Raw genomic sequence first — 23,653 nt, 5'->3', positions numbered from 1 at the left:
GCGGGCGGCCCGCGACAATTTCCCCGGTTCGCCATTATGGATCTTCGCCTCCGCGGGGATGACGAAGAAGGGATGGGCGCACCGCAGCATCATTCGAACCCCAGGAATTCGAAGATTTCGCGATCCTTCATCGGCTGCGCGTCGAGCGGCTCGCACCCCGCCCACATCTGCGCGGCGAGCCGCTTGTACTCGAGGCACGCCGCGTCGACCTCGGGCGTCGAGTCCATCTCGAACAGCGTGCATTTCTTCAGCCGCGAGCGGCGGATCGCGTCGAGATCGGGGAAATGCGCGAGCCGCTTCAACCCCGTCGCCGCGTTGAACCGGTCGATCTCGTCGGTCGCGGCGGAGCGGTTGGCGATGACGCCCGCCATCCGCACGTCGTAATTCTTCGCCTTCGCCTTGATCGCCGCAACGATCCGATTCATCGCGAAAATGCTGTCGAAATCATTCGCCGCGACGACCACCGCGCGCTCGGCATGTTGCAGCGGGGCGGCGAACCCACCGCACACCACGTCGCCGAGCACGTCGAAGATCACCACGTCGGTCTCCTCGAGCAGATGATGCTGCTTGAGCAGTTTCACCGTCTGCCCGACGACATAGCCGCCGCACCCGGTGCCCGCCGGCGGCCCGCCCGCCTCGACGCACATCACGCCGTTATACCCTTCGAACATGTAATCCTCGGGCCGCAGTTCCTCGGCGTGGAATTCGACCGTCTCGAGCACGTCGATCACGGTCGGCATCAGCTTCTTGGTCAGCGTGAAGGTACTGTCGTGCTTGGGGTCGCAGCCGATCTGGAGCACGCGCTTGCCGAGCAGCGAGAACGCCGCGGAGAGGTTGGACGAGGTGGTCGACTTGCCGATCCCGCCCTTGCCGTAGACCGCGAACACCTTCGCGCTGCCGATCCGGTCGTTAGGGTCGAGCCCGACCTGAAGCGAGCCTTCGCCATCCAAACCGCGAATTGGGGGATCAAGCAATGCCATGTGCAAATTCCTTCAAGCCGCCACCGCGACGATGCCCTCGAGACGATCCTCGAGTTCATCGCTGGCGGCATGGAGTGCGGCGAGCGTCGCCGCGTCGGGGGACCAATAGTGGCGCTCGCTCGCCTCGATCAGGCGGTTGGCGACTCGCGCGGAGGCCTTGGGGTTGAGCGCGGCGATTCGTTCGCGCATCGCGGCGTCGAGCACATAGGTCTCGCTGATTCGCTGATAGACCCAGGGGTCGACCTCGCCGGTCGTTGCCGACCAGCCCATCGTGGTGGTGACGCTGCCCTCGATCTGGCGGACGCCTTCATAGCCGTGGCGCAGCAGCCCCTCGGTCCACACCGGGTTGAGCACGCGAGTCCGCGTTTCGAGCGCGACCTGTTCCTGCAAGCTGCGGACCTTGCCAGCGCCTTGCGTCTGGTCGCCGATATAGACCGGCGCGGCGGTGCCCTTGGCGCGCGTGACGGCGCGGCTGATCCCGCCGAGCGTATCGACATATTGATCGATGCTGGTGATGCCGAGCTCGACGCTCTCGAGGTTCTGATAGGCGCAATCCACGGTTTGCAGCGCGGCCTTGAGCACTTCCGCCTGCCGTACCGGCGCGCCCTTCACCCCGTAGGCAAACCCCTTCTGCCGCTCGAAGCTGTCGGCGAGTTCGTCGGGGTCGGTCCACGCGCCCGTGTCGATCATCAGATTGACGTTGGCGCCGTACGCGCCCTCGGCGTTGGAGAAGACGCGGAGCGCCGCGGTCTCGAGGTCGCATCCGTGCGCGGCGGCGTGCGCGCGCGCATGGCGACGGACGAAATTCTGCGCATCCGGCTCGTCCGCCTCCGCCGCGAGCAAGGCTGCCTGCGCGAGCATCCGCGTCTGGAGCGGCAGCAGGTCGCGGAACACCCCCGACAGCGTGACGACCACGTCGATCCGCGGCCGCCCAAGCTCTTCCAGCGAGACGAGCTCCGCCCCCGCCAGCCGGTTATAGCTGTCGAACCGCGGGCGCGCGCCGAGCAGCGCGAGCGCCTGCGCGATCTGCGCGCCCTCGCTCTTGAGATTGTCGGTGCCCCACAGCACCATCGCCACCGTCTCGGGCAAATGCCCCGAATCGGCGAGGCTGCGGTCGATCAGGCGTTGCGCCTGCGCCGCGCCGTCGCGGACCGCATAGGCGGAGGGGATGCGGAACGGGTCGAAACCGTGGATATTGCGCCCGGTCGGCAGGATCTCGGGGCTGCGCAGCAGGTCGCCGCCTGTGACCGGATGGATATACCGCCCGTCGAGCGCGGCGACGATGCCGTCGATCTCGCCATTGCTCGACAGCGCGCGATCGAGCGCGGCCATGTCCTTCAACAATGGCGTGTCGGGCGTGAGCGCGCCATCGACCAGCGCGACGATGACATCCTGCGCCAGCTTCTCCCCACGCGCATCGGAGGACGCCGCGATCATCGCCATCCGCTCCTCGCGAGTCGCCGCCTCGCCCGCGACGTGGAGGCCCTGCGGGATGAGTTCGCGTTCGATTTCGTACAGTCTCGCGGCAAGGTCCGCGATCCACGCGTTCGCTCGGATATTGGAGCCGTCCGCGCTGTCTATCGTCACCCCGGGCTTGTCCCGGGGTCCACCGTCGTTCGAGTCCCCAGGCCGCGGAGATGCCTGCCCGGTGGACCCCGGCACGGGGCCGGAGTGACGGTCGGATGGGAACCGCGCAGGCGCACCCATCAGATCCAGGTCGCCCGCCTGATCGCGGATCAGCTCCGCCAGATCGCGCGCCTCGTCGCTCCCCGGTTCCGCCACGCGCCACCGCTCGACCGACGCCTTGAGCGCGGCGAGCCCCTTGTAGACGCCTGCGTTTGTCAGCGCGGGCGTCAGATACGACACCAAAGTCGCCCCCGACCGTCGCTTCGCGAGCACGCCCTCGGACGGATTGTTCGCCGCATACAGATAGATGTTGGGCAGATCGCCGATCAGCCGGTCGGGCCAGCAGCTCGCGCTGAGCCCACTCTGCTTGCCCGGCATGAACTCGAGGCTGCCGTGCGTCCCGAAATGCAGCACGGCATGCGCGCGGAAATCCTCGCGCAGCCAGCGGTAGAAGGCGGCGAAGGCGTGCGTCGGCGCGAACCGTCCCGCGAACAGCAACCGCATCGGATCGCCCTCATAGCCGAGCGCAGGCTGCAACCCGACGAAGACATTGCCGAACTGCCGCCCGAGGATCTGTACCGAGGTGCCGTCCGATTGCAGCTTGCCCGGTGCCGCCCCCCAGCTTGCCTCGATCTCGGCGAGCCACGTCTCGCGCGCGACGATCGTATCCGCGCTCACCCGTGCATGGACGTTCGCCTCGGTCCCGAAGCGCGCGGCATTGCCGCCGAGGATCGCCTCGCGCACCGCATCGACATCGGCGGGCACGTCGACCCGATACCCTTCGCGCGCCAGCCGCTGCAGCGTCGCGTGGAGCGAGGCGAACACGCTGAGGAATTGCGCGGTCCCCGCAGCGCCCGCGTTGGGCGGGAAGTTGAACAGTACGATCGCGACGCGCTTCTCGGCATTCTCCGCGCGGCGCAGCGCGATCAGATTTGCAACCCGCGCGGCGAGCATCTCCGCGCGCTCGCTGCACGTCTGCATCGCGCGGACTTCGCTCGCTGGCGGAAAGACGCACCCCCGCGTGCAGCCGGTGCACGGCGTGTCGGACCCGTCCGAGCGCCCGCCGAACACCATCGGCACGGTGCCGCCGTCAAGCTCGGGGATCGCGATCATCATCGTCGATTCAAGCGGGAGCAGCCCCTGCCGGTTCGCGCCCCACGCCTGCAACGTCTGGAATTCGACCGGATGCGCGGCGATATACGGCCGGTCGAGCGTCGCCAGGATCGCCTCGGCGGCGGCGGCGTCGTTATAGGCGGGCCCGCCGACCAGGCTGAACCCGGTGAGGTTGACCACTGCGTCCACGGTCGCAACCCCGTCGCGCAGGAACAGCGCCTCGATCGCGGGTCGCCCGTCGAGCCCGCCCGCGAACGCCGGGATCACGTCGAGCCCGCGCGCCTCCATCGCGGCGATCACCCCGTCATAATGGCCCGCATCGTTCGCCAGCACGTAGGAGCGCAGCATCAGCAGCCCGACCGTCCCCTTCGCCCCGCGCCGGCGCGGAAGTTCGGTCGCGGTGGCGGCGATCCGGTCGGGTAGCGCAGGGGGATAGACGCCGACCTCGGGGTAGTCGCGCGGGGCATGCGCCTTCATCGTGCCGCGCAAGCCGAGCCGCGGTCCGGCGGCGTAGCGATCGACCAGCGTGCGGACCATGTCGACGACATTGTCGTCCGACGCCGCGAGCCAATATTGCATCGTGAGGAAATAGGCGCGCACGTCCTGCGCGGTGCCGGGGACGAACCGGAGCAATTTGGGCAGCCGCCGCAGCACCGCCATCTGCCCCGCGCCCGAGCTTGCGCCGCCTTTGTTGGTGCCGCGCATCTTCTTGATCAGCGCGAGCATGCCTGAGGCGGGCTTGTCCATGCGATAGTCGCCCATCCGCGTGAGCTTGACAACGTCGCCCGCCGACATCAGCCCGACCATCGCGTCGCAGGCGTCGCGCCGCGCCTGCAGCTGCGGCAGCACCGCGCGGATATGATCCTCGAGGAACAGCATCGTCACCAGCACCACGTCCCCGCGCGCGATGTCGGCGCGCGCGGAGTCGAGGCTCGCGGGGTTCTCGTCCCAGTCCGCGGCGGCGTGGAAGCCGATCGAGATGCCAGGATTCTCCCGGGCGAGCCGCACCTGCGCGCGCTGCACGGCGCCCGACAAATGGTTGTCGAGCGTCACGATCACCACGCGGACGGCGGGGTTCGCGTGCGGGGCGGGCAGGGGTGCGCTAGCGGGCATAATGCGCCTTTGCGTCATAGAGCGTGTCGAGCGTGATTGCGGCGATGCCTTGCTCCGCGGCATAGCGTTCGGTGTTGCGCCGCGCCTTGCCGCGCACGAAAAACGGGATCTTCAGAAGCTCGCGCTCGGCTTCGGGGGACCATCCCTTCTGCTCCTCCCCCGCTTCAGCGGGGGAGGGGGACCGCTCGGCTTCTTCAGCCGAGTGGTGGAGGGGGCTGGTGCTGGGCGAAACAACCGCGGTTGTTCCCCCTCCACCGTTCGCTGAATGCTCACGGTCCCCCTCCCCCGGTTCCCGGGGGAGGATTGGCGCTGATCCATGCCCAAGATGGCTCGCCCCGGCATGGTCCGAAAACTCGAAATCGTCGCGGAACATCGTCAGCAGATGTTCCTCCAGCCCCATCACCAGCGGATGGACCCAGGTGTCGAACAGCACGTTCGCGCCCTCGAACCCCATTTGCGGGCTGTAGCGCGCGGGGAAATCCTGGACGTGGACCGGTGCCGAGATCACCGCGCACGGAATCCGCAGTCGCTTGGCGATGTGCCGTTCCATCTGCGTGCCGAGCACCAGCTCGGGCTGAAGCCGCGCGATCGCGTCCTCGACCTCGAGATAATCGTCGGTGATCAGCGGCTCGAGCCCGTACAGCAGCGCGGCGGTGCGGATCTCGCGGGCGAATTCGCGATTGTAGCAGCCGAGCCCGACCACCTCGAACCCGAACTCGTCGCGCGCCACCCGTGCGGCGGCGACCGCATGAGTCGCATCGCCGAAGATGAAGACGCGCTTGCCGGTGAGGTAGGTCGAATCGACCGACCGGCTCCACCACGGCAGCCGCGACGTATCGAGCGCGGCGGCGGGGTCGACACCGGCGAGCGCGGCGACCTCGGCGATGAAGTCGCGCGTCGCGCCGTGCCCGATCGGGACGGTGCGGATGGTCTTCTGCCCATAGGTCCGCTCGAGCCAGCGGCACGCGGTGTCGGCAATCTCGGGATAGAGGCTGATGTTGAAATCGGCCTCGGGCAGCCGCGCGAGATCGGCGGGCGTCGCGCCCAAAGGAGCGACGACGTTGACGCCGATCCCGAGCGTTTCAAGCAGCCGGGTGATCTCGACCACGTCGTCGCGGTGCCGGAAGCCAAGCGCAGTCGGGCCGAGGATGTTGGCGGAAGGGCGCTTTGCCCCCTTCTCCTTCCCCGGCGAAGGCCGGGGCCCAGTAGCGATGTCGATTTTAAGCGAGGACTGCGCGTCGATTCCAGCGTCCCGCTCCTGGGCCCCGGCCTGCGCCGGGGAAGAACCAGGGCTTGGGGAAGCGGCGGTTGTGGTGCCGCCCGCGCCCGAACACAGCGCGCGCACCAGTTGGTAAAACGTCTCCGCCGCGCCCCAATGCTCCTTGCGCTGATAGCTCGGCAGCTCGAGCGCGATCACAGGAATCGGCAGCCGCAACGCCGACGCCAGCCCCGCCGGATCGTCCTGGATCAGCTCCGCGGTGCAGGAAGCCCCCACCAGCAGCGCCTGCGGCGCGAACCGGTCGACCGCGTCGCGCACCGCGGTCTGGAACAAGGCAGCGGTATCCTTGCCGAGGTCGCGCGCCTGAAAGGTGGTGTAGGTCACCGGCGGGCGCTTGCCGCGGCGTTCGATCATCGTGAACAGCAGGTCGGCGTACGTGTCGCCCTGCGGCGCGTGGAGCACATAATGCACGCCCTCCATCGCGGTCGCGATCCGCATCGCGCCGACATGCGGCGGGCCTTCATAGGTCCAGACGGTCAACTGCATGGCAGCCACCGATGGAGCGAAGCGAGCGCGGGCACGGCCATCATACCTTCAACACGTCGCGCCGCCGCAGCGGGCGCGCGAACAGGTCGGCGAGGTCGCCTGCCTGGTCGAAGCCGTGGATCGGCGAGAACACCAGTTCGATCGCCCATTTGGTCGTCAGCCCTTCCGCCTCGAGCGGATTGGCGAGCCCCAGCCCGCAGACGGTGAGATCGGGCCGCGCCGCGCGCACCCGGTCGAGCTGGCGGTCGACGTCCTGCCCCTCGCTGATCACCGTCCCGGCGGGGAGCAACGCGAGTTCCTGCGCCATGTGCGCGCGGTGGAGATACGGCGTGCCGACTTCGAGCGGCACCATGCCGAGCTCCTGCGCGAGGAAGCGCGCAAGCGGGAGTTCCAGTTGGGAATCGGGGAGGAAGAAGATGCGCTTCCCCTCGAGCCGGTCCCGCGCATGCGCGATCGCACGCTTGGCGCGCTCGCGGCCGGGCGCGATCACCGCGCGGAAGTGCATTGCGTCCACCCCGAACGCGACCGCGGCGGCATGCAGCCAGTTGCTCGTCCCCTCCGCCCCGAACGGGAACAGCGCATCGAGCCGCACCGCGCCGCGATCCTCAAGCGCGCGCGCCGTCTCCCCCAGGAACGGCTGCGCGAGCAGAAAGCGCGTGTTCGGCCCGACCGGCGGCATCGCGCCCGCGCGCCGCGCGGGAAAGCTGCGGACCGTCTCGATTCCCAGCTGCGCGAACAGCCGCAGGAACTGGTCCTCCACCACGTCAGGGAGCGCGCCGACGATCATCAGCTCGGGTGCCGCCCCCGGCGCGGTCGCGGCAAGCTCGGGCACCAGCGCCGCGAGGCAGGCGTCCTCGCCCTCGGTAAAGGTCGTCTCGATCCCGCTCCCGGAATAGTTGAGCACCCGGGTTGCCCCCGCATGCTTCGCCGACAACCGTTGCGCGGCGCGCGACAGATCGAGCTTGATCACCTCGGACGGGCACGAGCCGACGAGGAACAGCAGTTTGATGTCCGGCCGTCGCGCCAGCAATCGGTCCACCACCCGATCGAGCTCGGCGTTGCAATCGACCATCCCCGCGAGGTCGCGCTCTTCGATGATCGCGGTCGCGAAACGTGGCTCGGCAAACACCATCACCCCCGCCGCGGATTGCAGCAGATGCGCGCAGGTGCGCGAACCGACGACGAGGAAGAACGCATCCTGCACCTTGCGATGCAGCCAGATGATCCCGGTCAGCCCGCAGAACACCTCGCGCTGCCCGCGTTCGCGCAGGACCGGCCCGCGCACCGGCGCGCAGTCGGGCATCGTCAGGGGCAGCAGCGCGCTCATGCCGCCACCGCGCGGCGCTGTGCCGACTCGGCCGCTTCCTGCAGCCGCGCGGCGCGCAATTTCAACAGGAACTGCGTCGCGTTGATCGCATAGGTCGCATAGGCCGCCAGCGCGAGCAGCATCCGGCCACGCTCGGTCCCCAGACCGCCCACCAGCATCACCAGATAGGCGGTATGCAGCGCGAGCACGAGGAAGCTGAAGACGTCTTCCCAGAAGAAGGCGTCCGCAAACAGCCAGCGGTCGAACACCACCTTTTCCCAGATCGAGCCGGTGACCATGATCATGTACAGCGCGATCGTCTTGACCACGATCGAGACCGTCGCGGCGACCGCGCCCTCGCCGGTCAGCAGATAGCGGACAACCAGCACCGCGCTCACCACGAAGATCGCGAATTGCAGCGGGGCAAGCACGCCCTGGACGATGGTCCACACGGTCGAGTCGCGCCGCAGCTTCTGCTCGGGGGTATAAAGGGGGGGCACGGCGGTTCGCCGTGTCTGCTGTTCGAGAACTGGGTTGCCTGACCACATGGTTCTGATCCGCCTCTCCCGATCGAAACTAAGGGGAGACCGGATCAAGTGTCAACAGAGTTTGACGTCCAAATAATATTACACATGCCGCAGCGCAGCGACGTTTGTCCGTTGCAAGGCCGTTACGACAGGCATACGATGCGAGTCGCCGGGCCAGTCAAAGATGGCGTGCCCGACCGTTGATTGCAGGTTAAACCAGACCGGAGGGGGTCAGGATGACTTCGCTTACCGGAATCGACCATTACTTTCGAAACAGCGGGATCTGGCCCGATCCCGATGCGATGCGCGATCAACGCGGTATCGCGCCCCTGAAAGCCAGGCGGAGCGCGATCGACGATCAGGCGCAATCGCTGAGCCGGTTGATAGAACGCGAGATCATCCCGCGTCTGCTGGTCGCGCATGCCGCTGCACCGCAGGCGTCGGACCCGGTCGATCACGCCACGAAGATTTCCGCGGCGGAAGTCGCGGCCTTCGCGCCGCTCGCGCTCCAGGTCGAGGCGGACGAGTTGCTGCAGCATGTCGAGGGGCTGGTCGCGCGCGGGGTGTCGTTCGATACGGTGCTGGTGGACCTGCTTGCGCCCGCCGCGCGGCATCTCGGGGCGTTGTGGGACGATGATCGCTGCGACTTCATCGACGTGACGATGGGATTGTGGCGGTTGCAGGAAGTCGTCCACGAGCTGTCGGGCCGCGCATCTGGAGACCATCGGGGTGACGGCAATCTCCGGCGCGCGCTGTTCGCCTCGCTCGTCGGGGACAGCCACAGCTTCGGCACGGTGGTGATCGATGAAATGTTCTGTGCGAATGGATGGTTGACCGATCGCCTCAACGAAGCGACCGGCGAGGAGCTGATGGCGCGGGTCCGCGATGAATCGTTTGATCTGCTTGGATTGACGATCACCTGCGACTGCCATATCGCGCCCCTGCCTTCGATCGTCCGCGCCGTGCGGGCGTCATCCAGGAATCCCCGGATTTGTGTGATGGTCGGCGGGCGGGTGTTCGCCGAAAATGCGGATCTCGCCGCTGCGGTGGGTGCGGACGGGACAGCGCCCGATGCACGCGCCGCGATTCAGGTTGCCGGGGCACTGGTCGATGCGGTGGCGCGGGAGGCGGTTTCGGCCATGACCGGTTGATCCCGACCGGGTCTCGCGGGCACGGTTGGGGCCAGGCGACACCTAGTTTCAGGAGCAAGTTGTTCGTCGATGAACGATCGTCCCAGCCTTCTTGCACCCCATGCCTTTTCCAACCCTGCCGCGGTTGCGGGCGGGCTTGCGCCTGACGTTGCCGCCGCTCTGCTCGCATCGGCGGGCGATATCACGCTGGTGATCGACGCGGATGGCGTCATCCGCGACATCGCGATCACCAATGTCGATCTCGCGGCGCACGGGTTCGCCGACTGGGTCGGCCAGCGCTGGATCGACGTCGCGACAGGCGAAAGCAACCCCAAGATCAAGCAGATGCTCGCCGATATCGATGGCGGCGAACCCGCCCGGTGGCGGCAGATCAATCATCCGACCGCAAGCGGCGACGTGCCGGTGCGCTATCTCGTGATGCGGCTGGGGCAGGGCGGCGCGATTGCGATCGGGCGCGACATGCGCGCGGCGGCGGCGGTCCAGCAGCGTCTGCTGCAGACGCAGCAATCGCTCGAACGCGATTATATTCGGCTGCGCCAGGCCGAGGCGCGCTATCGCCTGCTGTTCGACCTTGGCACCGAACCGGTGCTGATCATCGACGCGGCGACCCGGCGAATCCGCGAGATCAACCCGGCGGCGACGCGGCTGATCGGCGGCAAGGACGGCGCGTTCACCGACCAGCCGGTCGCGACGATCGTCGACCCGGCCGACCGCGAGGAGCTGATCGCGCATCTCGGCGCGGCGAGCGCGAGCGACGATCTGCCCGCGCTGTCGGTGCGGCTGGCGAGCGGGCATGAGGTCGCGATGTCGGCACGGCTGTTCCGCCAGGGGCGCGCCGCGTTGCTGCTGGTCCGCCTGCTCCCGAGCGCGCCGGTGCGCGAGACCGGCGGCTTTGATGCGCCGATCGGGGACGTGATCGAGCACATGCCCGATGCGTTCGTGCTGGTCGACGGCGCGCTCGATATCCTGTTCGCCAATGCCGCCTTCGTCGAGCTGTCGGGGGTAGCCTCGGTCGCGCGCGTGGTGGGCGCGCCGCTCGCAACGTGGCTCGGGCGGCCGGGGATCGACCTCGAACTGATCCTGGGCCAGTTGCGCGAGCATGGCGCGGTACGAAACGTCGCCACGATCCTGCGCGGCGCAGCGGGAAGTCCCGAGGAAATCGAGATTTCGGGCGTGGTTGCGCCGCACGGCGATTCGCAATGTTACGGCTTTACGATCCGCAGCGTCGCGCGCCGGCTCCGCAGCGTACCGACCACCGAGCGCGACATGCCGCGTTCGGTCGAGCAACTGACCGAACTGGTCGGGCGGATGGCGCTCAAGGATATCGTGCGCGAATCGACCGACCTGATCGAACGGCTCTGCATCGAGGCGGCGCTCGCCTATACGTCGGACAATCGCGCGTCGGCGGCGGAGATTCTCGGGATCAGTCGGCAGAGCCTGTATTCGAAGCTCCACCGGCACGGACTGGGGAACCTCGTTTCGGACGAAAACTGACAGACGTGAGTGTCAATTCCGTTTGACGGTTGGCCGTGTCCATAATAGCGTATGGACATGGCACGTGCGACGACTCATCCGCTGGCATCCATTCCCGTCCCGCGGCTGCGTGACGTTGCGGAACTCCTCAAGCCGATCACGTGGTTCCCGCCGATCTGGGCCTTCCTGTGCGGCGTCGTATCGTCGGGCATTCCCGTGGCGAGCCGCTGGCCGTTTCTGATCGCAGGCGTATTGTTGGTCGGGCCGCTGGTGTGCGGGACGAGTCAGGCGGTCAACGACTGGTTCGACCGGCACGTCGATGCGATCAACGAACCCGGCCGCCCGATCCCGTCGGGGCGGATCGGCGGACATTGGGGATTGTGGATCGCGATGTTCGGGACCGTGCTGGCGCTTGGCGTCGCGACGGTGACGGGGGTCTGGGTGCTGGTCGCGACCGCGGTCGGCCTCGTCTTCGCCTGGGCCTATAGCGCGCCGCCGTTCCGCCTCAAGATCAGCGGGATCTGGGGGCCGGGCGCGGTCGCGTTGACCTATGAAGGGCTGACCTGGTTTACCGGCGCGAGCGTGATGGCGGGCGCCTTGCCGCCGGGGCGCGTGCTCGCGATCCTGGCGCTCTACAGCGCGGGCGCGTTCGGGATCATGACGCTCAACGATTTCAAGGCGGTCGCCGGAGACCGCGCGATGGGGATCCGCTCGCTCCCGGCGACGCTCGGGGTCGGTCCCGCCGCGCGGATCGCCTGCGTGGTGATGGCGGTTCCACAGGTCGTCGTCGTCGGGTTGCTCGCGACCTGGGGGCATGCACTGGTCGCGGGTCTGGTCGCGGCGTTGCTCCTGGGGCAGCTCGCGCTGATGCCGCGGCTGCTGCGCGATCCGCTGCGGCAGACCCCGTGGTACAATGCGACGGGGACGAGCCTGTATGTGCTCGGCATGCTCGCCTCGGCCTTCGGGCTCGGCAGGGTGCTGGGGCTATGAACCCCGCGCCGGCCGACGAACCGCTGGGCTGGCTCGGAATCGGCCGGCTCGGGCTGGTGCAAAGCGCGATCGCGGCGATCGTGATGCTGGCGACGTCGCTGCTCAACCGCGTGATGGTGGTCGAATATGCGCTTCCCGCCGCGGTGCCGGCGGGGCTGGTCGCATGGCATTATGCGGTTCAGCTCTCGCGCCCGGCCTGGGGACACGGGTCGGACCGCGGCAACCGCCGGACGCCGTGGATCATCGGCGGGATGGCGCTGCTGGCGGGTGGCGCGTTGGCTGCGACCTGGGCGCTCGGGATCATCGCGGGGGGCAGCGTGTGGGGCTATGCGCTGGCGGTCGTCGCCTTCGCGGCGATCGGTGCCGGAGTCGGTGCGGCGGGGACGTCGCTGCTCGCGTTGCTCGCCACGCGAGTAGCGCCGGCGCGCCGCGCGGCGGCGGCCGCGGTGACGTGGATCATGATGGTGTTCGGCATCGCGGTGTCGGCGGCGGTGGCGGGCGCGCTGGTCGACCCGTTCTCGTTCGTCCGGCTGGTCGCGGTCGTCGCGGGGGTGGCGGGCGTCGCCTTCCTCGTCGCAACGCTCGGGATCTGGGGAATCGAGCGGGGCGCGGCGGCACCGGTGGATCGCGCGCGCGCGCCGGCTCCGCAGTTTCGCGTCGCGCTGGGCGCGATCTGGGCGGACCGCGACATGCGCCGGTTCACGGTGTTCGTCTTCCTGTCGATGCTGGCCTATTCGATGCAGGATCTCATCCTCGAGCCGTTTACCGGTCTGCGCTTCGGGCTGACGCCGGGCCAATCGACGCAGGTGTCGAGCGTCCAGCATGGCGGCGTGTTGCTGGGGATGATCCTGGCCGGGCTTGCGGGCAGTGCGTTCGGGGGGCAGTCCGCAACCGGGCTGCGTCACTGGATCTTCGGTGGATGCGTCGGCTCGGCGGTCGCGCTGGCCGGGCTTGCGCTCGCGGCGCTGGTCGGGCGGGGCTGGCCGGTGCTGGCGAACATCTTCGCGCTCGGTTTTGCCAATGGCATCTTCGCGGTCTCGGCGATCGGCGCGATGATGGCGCTTGCCGGGGGCGGGACCGGTGCGGCCCCGGGCGCTGACGCCGGGTTGCGAATGGGGGTGTGGGGTGCCGCGCAGGCGGTCGCGTTCGGGCTGGGCGGGCTCGGCGGCGCGGTCGCGGTCGACGGCATGCGCGGCGCGACGGGGTCGGTGCCCGAGAGCTTCATGCTCGTCTTTGCACTGGAGGCGCTGCTGTTCCTGTGCGCCGCCGCACTGGCGCTGCGCGCGCAACCGCAGGCGGAACATTTTGGTCGGGAGGTCACGCTATGACTGCTGCTTTCGATTGCATCGTCGTCGGTGGAGGGCCGTCCGGCGCGACCGCCGCAACCGATCTCGCGCGCGCCGGGCACAAGGTCCTGCTGCTCGACCGCGCGGGACGGATCAAGCCGTGCGGCGGCGCGATTCCCCCACGCGCGATCGCGGACTTCGCGATTCCCGATCATCTGCTGGTCGGCAAGGCGACGATGGCGCGGATGGTCGCGCCCTCCGCCAAGGCGGTCGACATGCCGGTGGGCGACGGGTTCGTCGGGCTGGTCGACCGCGAGACGTTCGACGAATGGCTCCGCGCGCGCGCCGCGCTGGCGGGGGCGGAACGTCGGACGGGGACGTTCGAACGGATCGAGCGCGATGCAGCGGGGACTGCGGTGGTGGTCTATCGTTGCGACCGCGGTGGCCCCGAACAGCGCGTGACCGCGCGCGCGGTGATCGGCGCGGACGGCGCGCGCTCGGGCGTTGCGCGGAGCGAACTCAAGGGCGCTGAAAAGATGCGCTATGTCTTCGCCTATCACGAGATCATCGCCTCGCCCCCCGAGGGCGGCGCGGACTTCGATCGCGCGCGGTGCGACGTCTTCTACCAGGGGAAACACTCGCCCGATTTCTACGCCTGGGTGTTTCCACATGGCGACACCGCGAGCATCGGCGTGGGCAGCGCGCGCAAGGGACTCGCGTTGCGGGATTCGGTCGCCGCGCTGCGCGCGCAGACCGGGCTCGACGGCTGCGCGACGATCCGCCGCGAAGGCGCGCCAATCCCGCTCAAGCCGCTCAAGCGGTGGGACAATGGCCGCGACGTGGTGGTCGCGGGCGACGCCGCCGGAGTCGTCGCGCCGGCCTCGGGCGAAGGGATCTATTACGCGATGACAGGGGGGCGCCATGCCGCCGAGGCGGTTGCCGCCTTCCTCGTCACGGGCAAGGCGTCCGCGCTCGGGCTGGCGCGCAAGCGCTTCCTGCGCGCGCACGGGCGCGTGTTCTGGATCCTCGGGATCATGCAATATTTCTGGTATTCGAGCGACAAGCGGCGCGAACGCTTCGTCAAGATCTGCGAGGATCCCGACGTCCAGCGGCTGACGTGGGACGCGTATATGAACAAGCGGCTGGTCCGCGCCAAGCCGATCGCGCATGTCCGCATCTTCCTCAAGGATCTGCGGCATCTGTTCGGGCTGGCCCCGGCATGAAGATGCGCGCGCCCGTGCTCCACCGGTCGTGGGGGTTGCCGATTGCGATGGCGGCGGTCGCGGCAATCGGGGTTATCGCGATGGGGTCGACGATCACCACCTTCGATCCCTGGTATCGCGGTCTCGCCCAGCCGGACTGGGCGCTGTCCGAATCGCGCTACGGTCTGGCGTGGACCGCGATCTACCTGGTCACCGCGCTGGCCGCGGTGACGGGGTGGCGCGCAATGCCCGACCAGTCGGGCGCGGAATGGATGGTCGGGCTGTTCGCGCTCAACGGCTTCCTCAACATCGTGTGGAGCCTGATGGTCTTCCGGTTCCACCGCCCGGACTGGGCCGCGCTGGCGGCGATAGGCTGGTGGGTCGCGATCGCGTTGTGGATCGTGGTCGTGTGGCCGCGCTCGACGATCGCGGGGTGGCTGTTGCTCCCCTATCTCGCCTGGGTGACCTATGCAGGCTATCTGACGATGATGATCGTGCGGCTCAACGGACCGTTCGGCTGACGACGATCCCGACCTGGCTGTTCGCGCAGGGGCATGCGGTCGACCTGGTCCTTGCAGTGCTGCTGCTGGAATTCGCCATTCTGACACGACGCAACGGCTGGTCCGCGCGCGACGCAGCGCTGCGGTTGCTTCCGGGTGCATTGATGATGCTGGCGTTGCGCGCGGCGCTGACGGGGGCGGCGTGGTGGTGGATCGCGCTTGCCCTCGCCGCGTCCTTCCCCGCGCATCTCGCCGATCTTATGCGCAGGGGTCCGGGGCGGGCGAAATAGGTCTCCCGTCCGTTTCGATCCGTGTCTAGAAACCCGGCACAGCGCCAGTTGCTCGACAGCGGACGAAACGAACGGGACAGAGACCTACCCGGCGATGAACGCGGGCGACGACGACGCAAATGCCGCGAAGCGCCGCCCCGTCCTCGCCTTACGAATTGGCCTTGAGATAGGCGATGACGTCGGCGCGTTTCTGCGGGTCGGTCGGCCAGCCGGCGAAGCTCATCTTGGTGCCGGGCACGACTCGCTGCGGGTTTTCAAGATATTGGAACAGCTTTTCCTCGCTCCAGGTGATCCCGCTGTTCTTGTTCGCGGCGGAATAGCTGTAGCCCGCAATGCTCCCCGCTGCGCGACCGACGACCGCGTGGAGCGATGGCCCGATCTTGTTCACGCCGGCCTCGATCGCGTGGCAGGTCTTGCAGGTGATGAAGTCCGCTTCGCCCTTCTTGGCATCCCCGGTGAAGGCGGCAAATTTCACGCCCGCGACCGTGTCGACATTGTCGGCGGCGACCTTGGCAGCGGCCGGTGCGCTGGCTGGGGCAGCGGCGGCGGTGTCCGTTGCATTGCTGGCGGTGGTCGTCGTCGTCGTGCTGCTGGTTTCGGTTTCAGCTTTCTTTCCACACGCGGTCAGCATCAAGGCGCTGCAGGCGAGGGCAAGGCCCACCCGCCCAATAGACATCGTCGATCGTGCTTTCATGTTCCTGCTCCTGTTGGTCCGTTCCGGCTTCTCCCAGGTCGATATCTCACACGAACGAAGCACGGCTGTCCAGAATTATTGACAGCGGGCAGTGTGCTTTAAACCGCCACGTCGCCCTGGATCGGCAGATGCGGCGTATAGTCCGACACGTCGAAATCCTTGATACCATAGCCGTCGATCGAGTCGGGCTTGCGAAGCAGCTTGAGCGTGGGGAAAGCGGTGGGAATGCGCGCGATCTGTTCGCGGACCTGTGCCTGATGGTTCAGATAGACATGGACGTCGCCGCCCACCCACACGAGCTCGCCCGGCGTCAGTCCGGCCTGCTGCGCGAGCATCACGAGGAGCGCGGCACCGCCGGTAAAATTGAACGGCGCCCCCAGGAAGAGGTCGCATGACCGCTGAAAGATCAGGCAGTTGAGCTCGTTACGGCTGTTGACGTGAAACTGGTAGACCATGTGGCAGGGCGGCAGTGCCATCTGGTCGAGCTCGCCGACGTTCCACGCATGGAACAGCATCCGGCGGCTGGACGGGTTCGTCTTCAGCGTCTCGACGAGCGTCGCGATCTGGTCGTGCTCGGTCCCCGCTGAATCGACCCAGCGCCGCCACTGCTTGCCATAGACCGGGCCGAGATCCCCCCACGCCTGCGCGAACGCATCGTCTTCCAGAACGCGCGCCTCGAATTCGGCCAGCGAAAGATCGGTGCCGGTCTCGCGTTGATAGCGGGCGTGCGGCCAGTCGCTCCAGATATGGACGTTCTCGCGCAACAGGTCGCGGATGTTGGTCTTGCCGGTCAGGAACCACAGCATCTCCTTGACCGCGGTCTTCCAGTACACCCGCTTGGTGGTGAGGATCGGAACCTGCCCGCCGCTGAGGTCGAACCGCAAAAGTTCGCCGAACAGCGATTTGGTGCCGACTCCGGTCCGGTCCATCCGCGGATCGCCCTTGTCGAGGACGCGCGCGAGCAGATCGAGATACTGATGTTCCGAGCGTGCCATGCCATTCCTCCACCGCGTCGCGAGAGGGGCTAATGGCGAAACACGCGGGCAGCGGCAACGCCGTTTCGGATGCAGCTCGGCTGGGTTGCCGCCCGCGGATGCGCGACCGGTGGCAATGGCCCGTATCCCGCCGTCTTTTCCGAGGTCGTCCGAAGCCAGCGCCCTCGAATCGATCGGGCTGCACTTCGCATCGATCGCCGATGCCGCGCAGGAGGTTGCGATCTTTGCCTATCTTGATCCGGAATGGAGGGTTCTCGGGGTGCGGTGCGTGTCGAGCGGCGCGGTCGATGCGCTTACGGTATCGCTGCGCGACGTGGTGGCGGACGTGATCGCGTTCGATGCGGTGGCGGTCGCGATGGCGCACAACCATCCGAGCGGCGATCCGACGCCAAGCCGCGCGGATTATGCGCTCACCCGGCGGATCGCGCGGACGCTCGAAGCGATCGGGGTGCGGCTGGTCGAGCATGTCGTACTCGCGCGCGAACGGTGCGACAGTTTCCGCGCACGCGGCCTGCTATAGCGCGGTCAGGAGATCCGGCACGGCTTGATCGCGCCCGGCTCGGGGCGCGGCCCCTGCGGGCGGAAGGTCGCGAGATAGCCGCCCGCCGAGGGCATGTCGTACGTGCCGACCTGGACATAACCGACCGCGGCGAACTCGCACTTAAGCAACGCCGGCGGGGTGCCGTGGTTCTGCGTCGCGCGGTCGGCATCGACCACGACGACCAGCCCGTCGGGGCGCAGCGACGGGCGCATCCGCCACAGGAATTCGTAGGGCTGCTCGATCTCATGGTACATGTGGACCATCACCACGCGGTCGAAACTCGCGTCGGGCAGCTTGGGATCGTTGGGCGCGCCGAGCCGCACGCTCACCGATTCGAGCCGCTCGCGCGCGACGCGCAGGGCGAGCGTATCGCGGACCGCGGGGATGATGTCCTCCGCCAGTACGCGGCCGTCCTTGCCGACGCGTGCGGCGAGGCGGATCGTGTAATAGCCTTCGCCCGCGCCGATATCCGCGACGGTCATCCCGCGCCTGATCCCGGCCTTGGCCATGACTTCGCCCGCTTCGTTGAGCCGGTCGCGTTCTTCCTCGGTCGACCAGCGCGACGAGACGACGGGGGCGACCGGGCGATCGGGGGCGGGGAAGGGGCCGGCCTTCTCGGTCCGGTCGGGGACGCGCGCGGGGCCGCCGTCGCACGCGGAGACGAGCAGGAACGCGGTCAGCGTGACGCGGCGGAAGATCGTCATTGTCCTGCTTCCCCGGCGAAGGCCGGGGCCCAGTCGTTGGCCGCTGTTTGACTGGACGCAGCTTTCGCTTGCCTCGGCCAGCGCAACTGGGCCCCGGCCTTCGCCGGGGAAGCGGTACCACCGAATGCCGGACGCCTATCCCCCACTATTCGACGTCCTCGACCTCGACCGTCTCGCCCGTCACGCGCTGCGACAGCGCCGCCGCCATGAACGCATCGAGATCGCCGTCGAGCACGTCCGACGGGCTCGACGAGGTGACGCCGGTGCGCAGGTCCTTCACCATCTGATACGGCTGGAGGACGTAGGAGCGGATCTGGTGGCCCCAGCCGATGTCGGTCTTGCCCGCATTCTCGGCATTGGCCGCGGCTTCGCGGATCGCGAGCTCGCGTTCGTAGAGACGCGCGCGGAGCTGGTTGTACGCCTCGGCCTTGTTCTTGTGCTGCGAGCGCTGGTTCTGGCACTGGACGACGATCCCGGTCGGGATGTGCGTGATGCGCACCGCCGAATCGGTCGTGTTGATGTGCTGCCCGCCCGCGCCCGATGCGCGATAGGTGTCGATCCGCAGGTCGCTCTCGTTATACTCGACGTCGATATTGTCATCGACGACCGGATAGACCCACACGCTCGCAAACGAGGTGTGGCGGCGCGCGGCGCTGTCATACGGGCTGATCCGGACGAGGCGGTGGACGCCGCTTTCGGTCTTGGCATAGCCGTAGGCGTTCTCGCCCTTGAGCAGCAGCGTCGCGGACTTGATCCCGGCCTGTTCGCCCGAATGCTGGTCGATCAGCTCAACCTTGAGGCCGTGCCGCTCGCCCCAGCGCGAATACATCCGGCTGAGCATCCCCGCCCAGTCCTGGCTCTCGGTCCCGCCCGCGCCGGCGTTGACCTCGATATACGTATCGTTGCCGTCGGCTTCGCCCGCGAGCAGCGCCTTGACCTTGTCGGTGTCCGCCCGGCGCGCGAGATCGGCGAGCGCGGCAACGCCCTCGCTCTCCATCTCGGTATCGCCCTCGGCTTCGGCCATTTCGATCAGCTCTGCGGTATCGTTGAGTTCGCTCTCGATCGCCCGCGTCGCGGTGATCGCCTCATCGAGACGACGCCGTTCGCGCATAACCGCCTGCGCGGCCTTGGGGTCGTTCCACAAGGCCTGGTCCTCGACGCGCGCGTTGAGCTCGTCGAGCCGACGCAACGCGCGGTCCCAGTCGAGGAAGCGGCGGAGCAGCGCGAGCGCGTCCTTGATCGAATCGATATGAGCCTGCGCTTCAGCGCGCATGAGGAAACCTTCCAGAAAACATCGTTTCGTCGTTCCCGCGGGGGGCGGGAACCCATCATCTCGCCAAGTATCTTCGACCTGCGGGGGTATGGATCCCCGCCTGCACGGGGACGACGTATATGGGGCCGGGGTGGTGCTAGTAAATACCACCCTGTCTTTGCAAGAAATCGCTGTCGCGGCGCGTGTCCTTCTGCGTCTCGGCCGCAGCCCGCGCCCGGTCGGCAGCCGCAGCGGCGGCGGCAGGGTCCGGCACGGTCGCGTCGCGATGGATCACGCGGCGCGGTTCGCTCTCGGGCTTGAACGCTTCCCAGATGACGGGCGCCTTGGGGTCGTCGGTCGGCCATGCGCCGAACACCGGCCGCCCGCTGCCACGATCGATCCGCACCATGCGGATCCCGGCGGGCGCGCGGAACGGGATCTTGGGGAGACCCTCATACGCCTTGACCGCGAACGCCTTGAAGATCGGCGCGGCGACGGTGCCGCCTTGCGCCGCCCCACCGAGCGAATGCGGCTGGTCGTAGCCGATATACAGCCCGCCGATCATCTGCGGGGTGCCGCCGATGAACCACACGTCGGTCGGGCCCGAATTGGTCCCCGTCTTGCCGAACATCGGCCGGTCGAGATCGCGCAGCACGGTCGCGGTGCCGCGCTGGATCACGCCCTCGGCGATATGGATCATCTGGTACGCGCTCATCGCGCTGACGATCTGTTTTCCGCGGACGACCGGGCGCGGCATCGCCTTGCCGTTCCAGTCGGGCGCGTTGCAGCGGTCGCACGCGCGCCAGTTCTCGGGCCAGATCACCTTGCCGTGCCGGTCCTGGACGAAATCTACCAGCGACGCGGGATGCGACTGCCCCTGGTTGGCGAGGATCGCATAGGCGTTGACCATCCGCGACACCGTCGTCTCGCCCGCGCCGAGCGCATAGGAAAGGTAGGGCGGATATTTGCCGACGCCGATCCGGTCCATCAGCGACACGATCCGCGGCATGCCAGTGGTCGCGGCGGTGCGGACCGTCATCAGGTTGCGCGACTGCTCGACGCCCCAGCGCATCGTGTGTGGCCCCGCACCGCGCATGTTGCCGAAGTTGCGAAAGCACTTCTGCCCGAGCCGCGCGCCCTGATAGACGCAGAACGGCCCGTCGACGATGATCGAGGCGGGCGTCATTCCGCCCTCGAGCGCGGCGGCATAGACGATCGGCTTGATCGTCGAGCCCGGCTGGCGCTGCGCCTGCGTAGCGCGGTTGAACGCCTGGAGCCGCGAGTCGAACCCGCCCTGCATCGCGAGCACGCGGCCCGTCTGCGGCTCCTCGACGACGAACGCGCCCGAGATCTTGGGGACCGAGCGCAACGCGAAACTGCCGCCTTCGGGCGCGACCGCGATGATGTCGCCGACCTTGAGCGCACCGTAAGCCGTGCCGCCCCCGCCACGGACCGGTGTCTGTGCGGCAGAGCGCGGCATCGCGCCGGTCTCGCCAGTGGCGAAGCCGAGCGTCGCGCCGCCGGTGTCGAGCCCGATCACGATCGCGGCGCGCCAGTCGTCGTAATCCAGCCCGATATTCTTGTTGAGGAATGCCGCCTGCCACGCATCGCCGTCGATCTCGGCATGCCCGAGCGGGCCGGACCAGCCGCGCCCGCGGTCGAACCGGAGCAGGCCCTCGCGCAGCGTGGTCTGCGCATAGTCCTGCATCTTGGGGTCGAGCGACGTGCGCACCCACAGGCCGCCCGCATAGACGCTGTACGGCCCGGTCATCGCATCCTCGCCGAACTTGTCCATCAGCTGGCGACGGACCGCCTCGACGAAATAGCCCGCGCCCGCGGTCTCGCGCTTGGGGGTCTGGCGCGGGACGGTGCCGAGCGGTTCGGCCATCGCAGCGTCGTGCTGTGCCTGGGTGATGAACCCGTTCTTGAGCATCTCGCGCAGCACATAGGCGCGGCGGTCGATCGCGCGCTGCGTGTGGCGGACCGGGTCGTAATTGGACGGGCCCTTGGGCAGGATCGCCAGGTACGCCATCTGCTCGAGGTCGAGCTGGTTAAGGTCCTTGCCGAAATAGGCGTAGCTCGCGGCCGCGACGCCGAACGCGTTCCGCCCGAGCGCGATCTGGTTGAGGTACAGCTCGAGGATCTGCTTCTTGGTCAGCGTGCCCTCGATCCGATAGGCGAGGATCGCTTCCTTGATCTTGCGGCTGTAATTGGGCGCATTGCCGATCAGCAGGTTCTTGGCGACCTGCTGCGTGATCGTCGACGCGCCCGCCGGGCGGCGCCCGGTACGGATGTTGGTGACCGCGGCATTGACGACCCCGAGATAGTCGACCCCGTGATGCTCGAAGAACGACTTGTCCTCCGCGGCAAGGAACGCTCGGACCAGCATCGGGGGATATTCGTCGTAGCTCAGCTCGACCCGGCGTTCGCGCGCATAGGTATAGACCGGGGTGCCATCGACCCCGCGGACGTTGGTCGGCAGCGGCGGCTCATAGGTGCGCAGCTTGTCGACCGAGGGCAGGTCGGAGGCGAAGACGTACCAGCCGATCCCCCCCAGGACCGCGCCGAGCAGCGCCAGCACCGCGAGCGTCTTGACCCACCAGCGGCCCCATGTGCGGCGCAGGACGCCTGCGGAGCCACCGTCTTCCCGACGAATACGGAATGTCACGGTGGAGTCGGGCTCGGCCATAAGCGACGAGGCTCTAGCAACTTTCGCGAGGGTTGCCAGCCGCCTTTGCCGCACGCGCGCGTTCCCCGCGGCTTACCGGGTCGCCATCCGCCGCGCGAAATGCACCTCGACCGCGCGTTCGACGCTTTGCGCGATGCGGCGGCGGCCGTCGTCGCTGTCGATGAACGCGGCGTCGACCGGGTTGGAGATATAGCCCGTCTCGAACAGGACCGAGGGCATGTCGGGTGCCTTGAGCACCATTAGCGACGCCATGCGGTGGAAGTTGGGCTTGAGCGGCACGAGCTCGCGCGCCTCCCGGCCGAGCAGCCGCGCGAACCCGGCGGAGGCGTTCATCGTCTCGCGCTGGGTGAGGTCGATCAGGATCGAGGAGATGTCGGCGTTGGTCGCGGCGAGATTGACGCCGGCGATGACGTCCGCCTTGTTCTCGCGCGCCGCCAGCCGGGCGGATTCCTTGTCCGAGGCGACTTCGGACAGCGTATAGACCGATGCGCCTGTGGCCGAGCCCGCGCCGACGCTGTCGCAGTGGATCGAGATGAACAGATCGCCGCCGAGCCGGCGCGCGATGCCGTACCGTTCGCGCAGGATCAGGAAACGGTCGTCCTCGCGGGTCAGGGCGACGCGGACTCGCCCGCCGCGGACGAGTTCGTCGCGGATCGCCTGGGCGATCCTGAGCGTCACGTCCTTTTCGCGCCGCCCGTCGACCGGCGAGATCGCGCCGGGGTCGACCCCGCCATGCCCCGCATCGATCACGACCAGCGGACGCCGCGCATCCTCGCCGTAGATCCGCGGCAGCCGCCCGCGCCGGGGCGCCGGGGGGACGGGGACCGCGAGCGTATAGCGACGCGTGTGGGGTGGATCAGACTGCGCGACCTTCGCCTGCTCTCCGCGCGCGACACGGTCGAACGGTGCCGCTCCGACCGGCGCGGATAGCATGCAGGCACCGACCGAAAGCGCGACGGGCAGCAAAGCACCGCGGCTCTCGGAACGGTCCCGGGTCCGGCGATCGGCGTCGCGGTCTTCCGGCCAGAGCAACAGCTTGGGGTTGCACGGCAATGCGGCGAGAAACCTCCTCAAACCCGACAGCACGCGCACCTTTCCCCTGATCGTCCAATCCTCTGCGTCACCCATAGCGCAAGAAGGTTACCATGTCCTGTCGTCATGGAATTGCCGGATCCGCTTCCGAAACGTGCCGGTTGCTGCGCGCGCGGGTCGGTGCTAGGCAACAACAAGCATCTGTTCGTTATCCAGGTTATGGAGGCGACAGGTCCACTCGGCCGCCCCGGCGTTCCTGGGCGCGGCCTATCCAGGTTGACGTTCGCATGAAGCATGAATCCCGTTTCTCGTTTCCCCCGGTTCCGACCGGCGGGAACGCGACTGCGCGGGATGCCCAGGGCCGGAAGGCCGGGCGTGCAGGGCGAGCAGAGGCATTTTTTGCAACCCACCGCGCGAGCGAACA

19 protein-coding genes are annotated in these 23,653 nt (G+C 68.0%); 8 read left to right on the top strand and 11 right to left on the bottom strand.

Features of this window, described 5'->3' with window-relative positions; translation table 11 throughout:
• Positions 1–89 precede the first annotated feature (89 nt).
• The 5 genes from bchL to bchF are packed head-to-tail and all read right to left on the bottom strand — an operon-like array spanning position 90 to position 8,451.
• Positions 90–980: a ferredoxin:protochlorophyllide reductase (ATP-dependent) iron-sulfur ATP-binding protein gene (gene bchL, locus RI03_RS15180; RefSeq protein ID WP_010162315.1), complete on the bottom strand. Its 891-nt coding sequence runs from the start codon at positions 978–980 to the stop codon at positions 90–92.
• Between the two features lie 12 nt (positions 981–992).
• Complete coding sequence (locus RI03_RS15175) at positions 993–4,832, bottom strand: magnesium chelatase subunit H (RefSeq protein ID WP_010218349.1); 3,840 nt, start codon at positions 4,830–4,832, stop codon at positions 993–995.
• Positions 4,822–6,597: a ferredoxin:protochlorophyllide reductase (ATP-dependent) subunit B gene (gene bchB / locus RI03_RS15170; RefSeq protein WP_010218348.1), complete on the bottom strand. Its 1,776-nt coding sequence runs from the start codon at positions 6,595–6,597 to the stop codon at positions 4,822–4,824. Before bchB ends, RI03_RS15175 begins: the two co-directional genes overlap by 11 nt.
• A gap of 40 nt (positions 6,598–6,637) precedes the next feature.
• A complete protein-coding gene (locus tag RI03_RS15165) occupies positions 6,638–7,924 on the bottom strand; it encodes a ferredoxin:protochlorophyllide reductase (ATP-dependent) subunit N (protein WP_010218346.1) in 1,287 nt (428 codons plus the stop codon).
• Entirely contained in the window at positions 7,921–8,451 is a 531-nt protein-coding gene (bchF, locus tag RI03_RS15160; protein ID WP_010218345.1) for a 2-vinyl bacteriochlorophyllide hydratase, read from the bottom strand. The genes RI03_RS15165 and bchF overlap by 4 nt, the downstream gene beginning before the upstream one ends.
• 215 nt (positions 8,452–8,666) lie before the next feature.
• Between bchF and RI03_RS15155 the strand changes: the two genes are divergently transcribed.
• The 7 genes from RI03_RS15155 (at position 8,667) to RI03_RS15125 (ending at position 15,322) form a co-directional block, all read left to right on the top strand.
• Positions 8,667–9,581: a cobalamin B12-binding domain-containing protein gene (locus tag RI03_RS15155; RefSeq protein ID WP_010218344.1), complete on the top strand. Its 915-nt coding sequence runs from the start codon at positions 8,667–8,669 to the stop codon at positions 9,579–9,581.
• Positions 9,582–9,650: 69 nt separating this feature from the next.
• On the top strand, positions 9,651–11,075 hold the full coding sequence (ppsR, locus tag RI03_RS15150) for a transcriptional regulator PpsR (protein WP_010218343.1): 1,425 nt from the start codon (positions 9,651–9,653) through the stop codon (positions 11,073–11,075).
• 51 nt (positions 11,076–11,126) lie between these two features.
• Positions 11,127–12,044: a chlorophyll synthase ChlG gene (chlG, locus tag RI03_RS15145; RefSeq protein ID WP_010162323.1), complete on the top strand. Its 918-nt coding sequence runs from the start codon at positions 11,127–11,129 to the stop codon at positions 12,042–12,044.
• Positions 12,041–13,372 (top strand): BCD family MFS transporter, encoded by a 1,332-nt coding sequence (locus RI03_RS15140; protein WP_010218341.1) that lies wholly within the window; start codon positions 12,041–12,043, stop codon positions 13,370–13,372. The genes chlG and RI03_RS15140 overlap by 4 nt, the downstream gene beginning before the upstream one ends.
• Complete coding sequence (locus RI03_RS15135; RefSeq protein WP_010218340.1) at positions 13,369–14,553, top strand: geranylgeranyl diphosphate reductase; 1,185 nt, start codon at positions 13,369–13,371, stop codon at positions 14,551–14,553. The genes RI03_RS15140 and RI03_RS15135 overlap by 4 nt, the downstream gene beginning before the upstream one ends.
• Positions 14,550–15,053 (top strand): TspO/MBR family protein, encoded by a 504-nt coding sequence (locus RI03_RS15130; protein WP_010218339.1) that lies wholly within the window; start codon positions 14,550–14,552, stop codon positions 15,051–15,053. The genes RI03_RS15135 and RI03_RS15130 overlap by 4 nt, the downstream gene beginning before the upstream one ends.
• A 56-nt stretch (positions 15,054–15,109) precedes the next feature.
• Positions 15,110–15,322 carry a hypothetical protein gene (locus tag RI03_RS15125; protein ID WP_010218336.1) on the top strand — a complete coding sequence of 71 codons (213 nt, stop codon included), beginning with the start codon at positions 15,110–15,112 and terminating at the stop codon, positions 15,320–15,322.
• 148 nt (positions 15,323–15,470) lie between these two features.
• Here the strand turns inward: RI03_RS15125 and RI03_RS25380 are convergent, their stop codons facing one another.
• Together RI03_RS25380 and thyA are read right to left on the bottom strand one after the other, a co-directional pair.
• Complete coding sequence (locus RI03_RS25380) at positions 15,471–15,998, bottom strand: c-type cytochrome (RefSeq protein WP_037515400.1); 528 nt, start codon at positions 15,996–15,998, stop codon at positions 15,471–15,473.
• A gap of 116 nt (positions 15,999–16,114) precedes the next feature.
• Positions 16,115–17,011, bottom strand: coding sequence for a thymidylate synthase (gene thyA / locus RI03_RS15115; protein ID WP_010218331.1), 897 nt, complete (start codon positions 17,009–17,011; stop codon positions 16,115–16,117).
• 115 nt (positions 17,012–17,126) lie between these two features.
• Between thyA and RI03_RS15110 the strand changes: the two genes are divergently transcribed.
• Positions 17,127–17,531 carry a JAB domain-containing protein gene (locus tag RI03_RS15110; protein ID WP_010218329.1) on the top strand — a complete coding sequence of 135 codons (405 nt, stop codon included), beginning with the start codon at positions 17,127–17,129 and terminating at the stop codon, positions 17,529–17,531.
• A 5-nt stretch (positions 17,532–17,536) separates the two neighbouring features.
• Here the strand turns inward: RI03_RS15110 and RI03_RS15105 are convergent, their stop codons facing one another.
• The 4 genes from RI03_RS15105 to RI03_RS15090 form a co-directional block, all read right to left on the bottom strand.
• Positions 17,537–18,256: a class I SAM-dependent methyltransferase gene (locus tag RI03_RS15105; protein WP_010218327.1), complete on the bottom strand. Its 720-nt coding sequence runs from the start codon at positions 18,254–18,256 to the stop codon at positions 17,537–17,539.
• 145 nt (positions 18,257–18,401) lie between these two features.
• Positions 18,402–19,529, bottom strand: a complete 1,128-nt coding sequence (gene prfB / locus RI03_RS15100; RefSeq protein WP_026046757.1) for a peptide chain release factor 2 — start codon at positions 19,527–19,529, stop codon at positions 18,402–18,404.
• A 136-nt stretch (positions 19,530–19,665) separates the two neighbouring features.
• Complete coding sequence (locus RI03_RS15095) at positions 19,666–22,197, bottom strand: penicillin-binding protein 1A (protein WP_010218323.1); 2,532 nt, start codon at positions 22,195–22,197, stop codon at positions 19,666–19,668.
• 72 nt (positions 22,198–22,269) lie between these two features.
• Positions 22,270–23,250: an N-acetylmuramoyl-L-alanine amidase gene (locus tag RI03_RS15090; RefSeq protein WP_010218322.1), complete on the bottom strand. Its 981-nt coding sequence runs from the start codon at positions 23,248–23,250 to the stop codon at positions 22,270–22,272.
• Positions 23,251–23,653 lie beyond the last annotated feature (403 nt).

The sequence above is a fragment of the Sphingomonas sp. PAMC 26621 genome (assembly GCF_000251145.1).
GTDB lineage: Bacteria > Pseudomonadota > Alphaproteobacteria > Sphingomonadales > Sphingomonadaceae > Sphingomonas.
The sequence above is the reverse complement of the archived record's forward strand: the minus strand, read 5'-3'. Positions and strand labels throughout refer to the sequence as shown.

Bases quoted from the DNA above. Each gene is read 5' to 3' on its own strand.
- bchL (WP_010162315.1), bottom strand. From the start codon at position 980: ATGGCATTGCTTGATCCCCCAATTCGCGGTTTGGATGGCGAAGGCTCG.
- RI03_RS15175 (WP_010218349.1), bottom strand. From the start codon at position 4,832: ATGCCCGCTAGCGCACCCCTGCCCGCCCCGCACGCGAACCCCGCCGTC.
- bchB (WP_010218348.1), bottom strand. From the start codon at position 6,597: ATGCAGTTGACCGTCTGGACCTATGAAGGCCCGCCGCATGTCGGCGCG.
- RI03_RS15165 (WP_010218346.1), bottom strand. From the start codon at position 7,924: ATGAGCGCGCTGCTGCCCCTGACGATGCCCGACTGCGCGCCGGTGCGC.
- bchF (WP_010218345.1), bottom strand. From the start codon at position 8,451: ATGTGGTCAGGCAACCCAGTTCTCGAACAGCAGACACGGCGAACCGCC.
- RI03_RS15155 (WP_010218344.1), top strand. From the start codon at position 8,667: ATGACTTCGCTTACCGGAATCGACCATTACTTTCGAAACAGCGGGATC.
- ppsR (WP_010218343.1), top strand. From the start codon at position 9,651: ATGAACGATCGTCCCAGCCTTCTTGCACCCCATGCCTTTTCCAACCCT.
- chlG (WP_010162323.1), top strand. From the start codon at position 11,127: ATGGACATGGCACGTGCGACGACTCATCCGCTGGCATCCATTCCCGTC.
- RI03_RS15140 (WP_010218341.1), top strand. From the start codon at position 12,041: ATGAACCCCGCGCCGGCCGACGAACCGCTGGGCTGGCTCGGAATCGGC.
- RI03_RS15135 (WP_010218340.1), top strand. From the start codon at position 13,369: ATGACTGCTGCTTTCGATTGCATCGTCGTCGGTGGAGGGCCGTCCGGC.
- RI03_RS15130 (WP_010218339.1), top strand. From the start codon at position 14,550: ATGAAGATGCGCGCGCCCGTGCTCCACCGGTCGTGGGGGTTGCCGATT.
- RI03_RS25380 (WP_037515400.1), bottom strand. From the start codon at position 15,998: ATGTCTATTGGGCGGGTGGGCCTTGCCCTCGCCTGCAGCGCCTTGATG.
- thyA (WP_010218331.1), bottom strand. From the start codon at position 17,011: ATGGCACGCTCGGAACATCAGTATCTCGATCTGCTCGCGCGCGTCCTC.
- RI03_RS15110 (WP_010218329.1), top strand. From the start codon at position 17,127: ATGGCCCGTATCCCGCCGTCTTTTCCGAGGTCGTCCGAAGCCAGCGCC.
- RI03_RS15105 (WP_010218327.1), bottom strand. From the start codon at position 18,256: ATGACGATCTTCCGCCGCGTCACGCTGACCGCGTTCCTGCTCGTCTCC.
- prfB (WP_026046757.1), bottom strand. From the start codon at position 19,529: ATGCGCGCTGAAGCGCAGGCTCATATCGATTCGATCAAGGACGCGCTC.
- RI03_RS15095 (WP_010218323.1), bottom strand. From the start codon at position 22,197: ATGGCCGAGCCCGACTCCACCGTGACATTCCGTATTCGTCGGGAAGAC.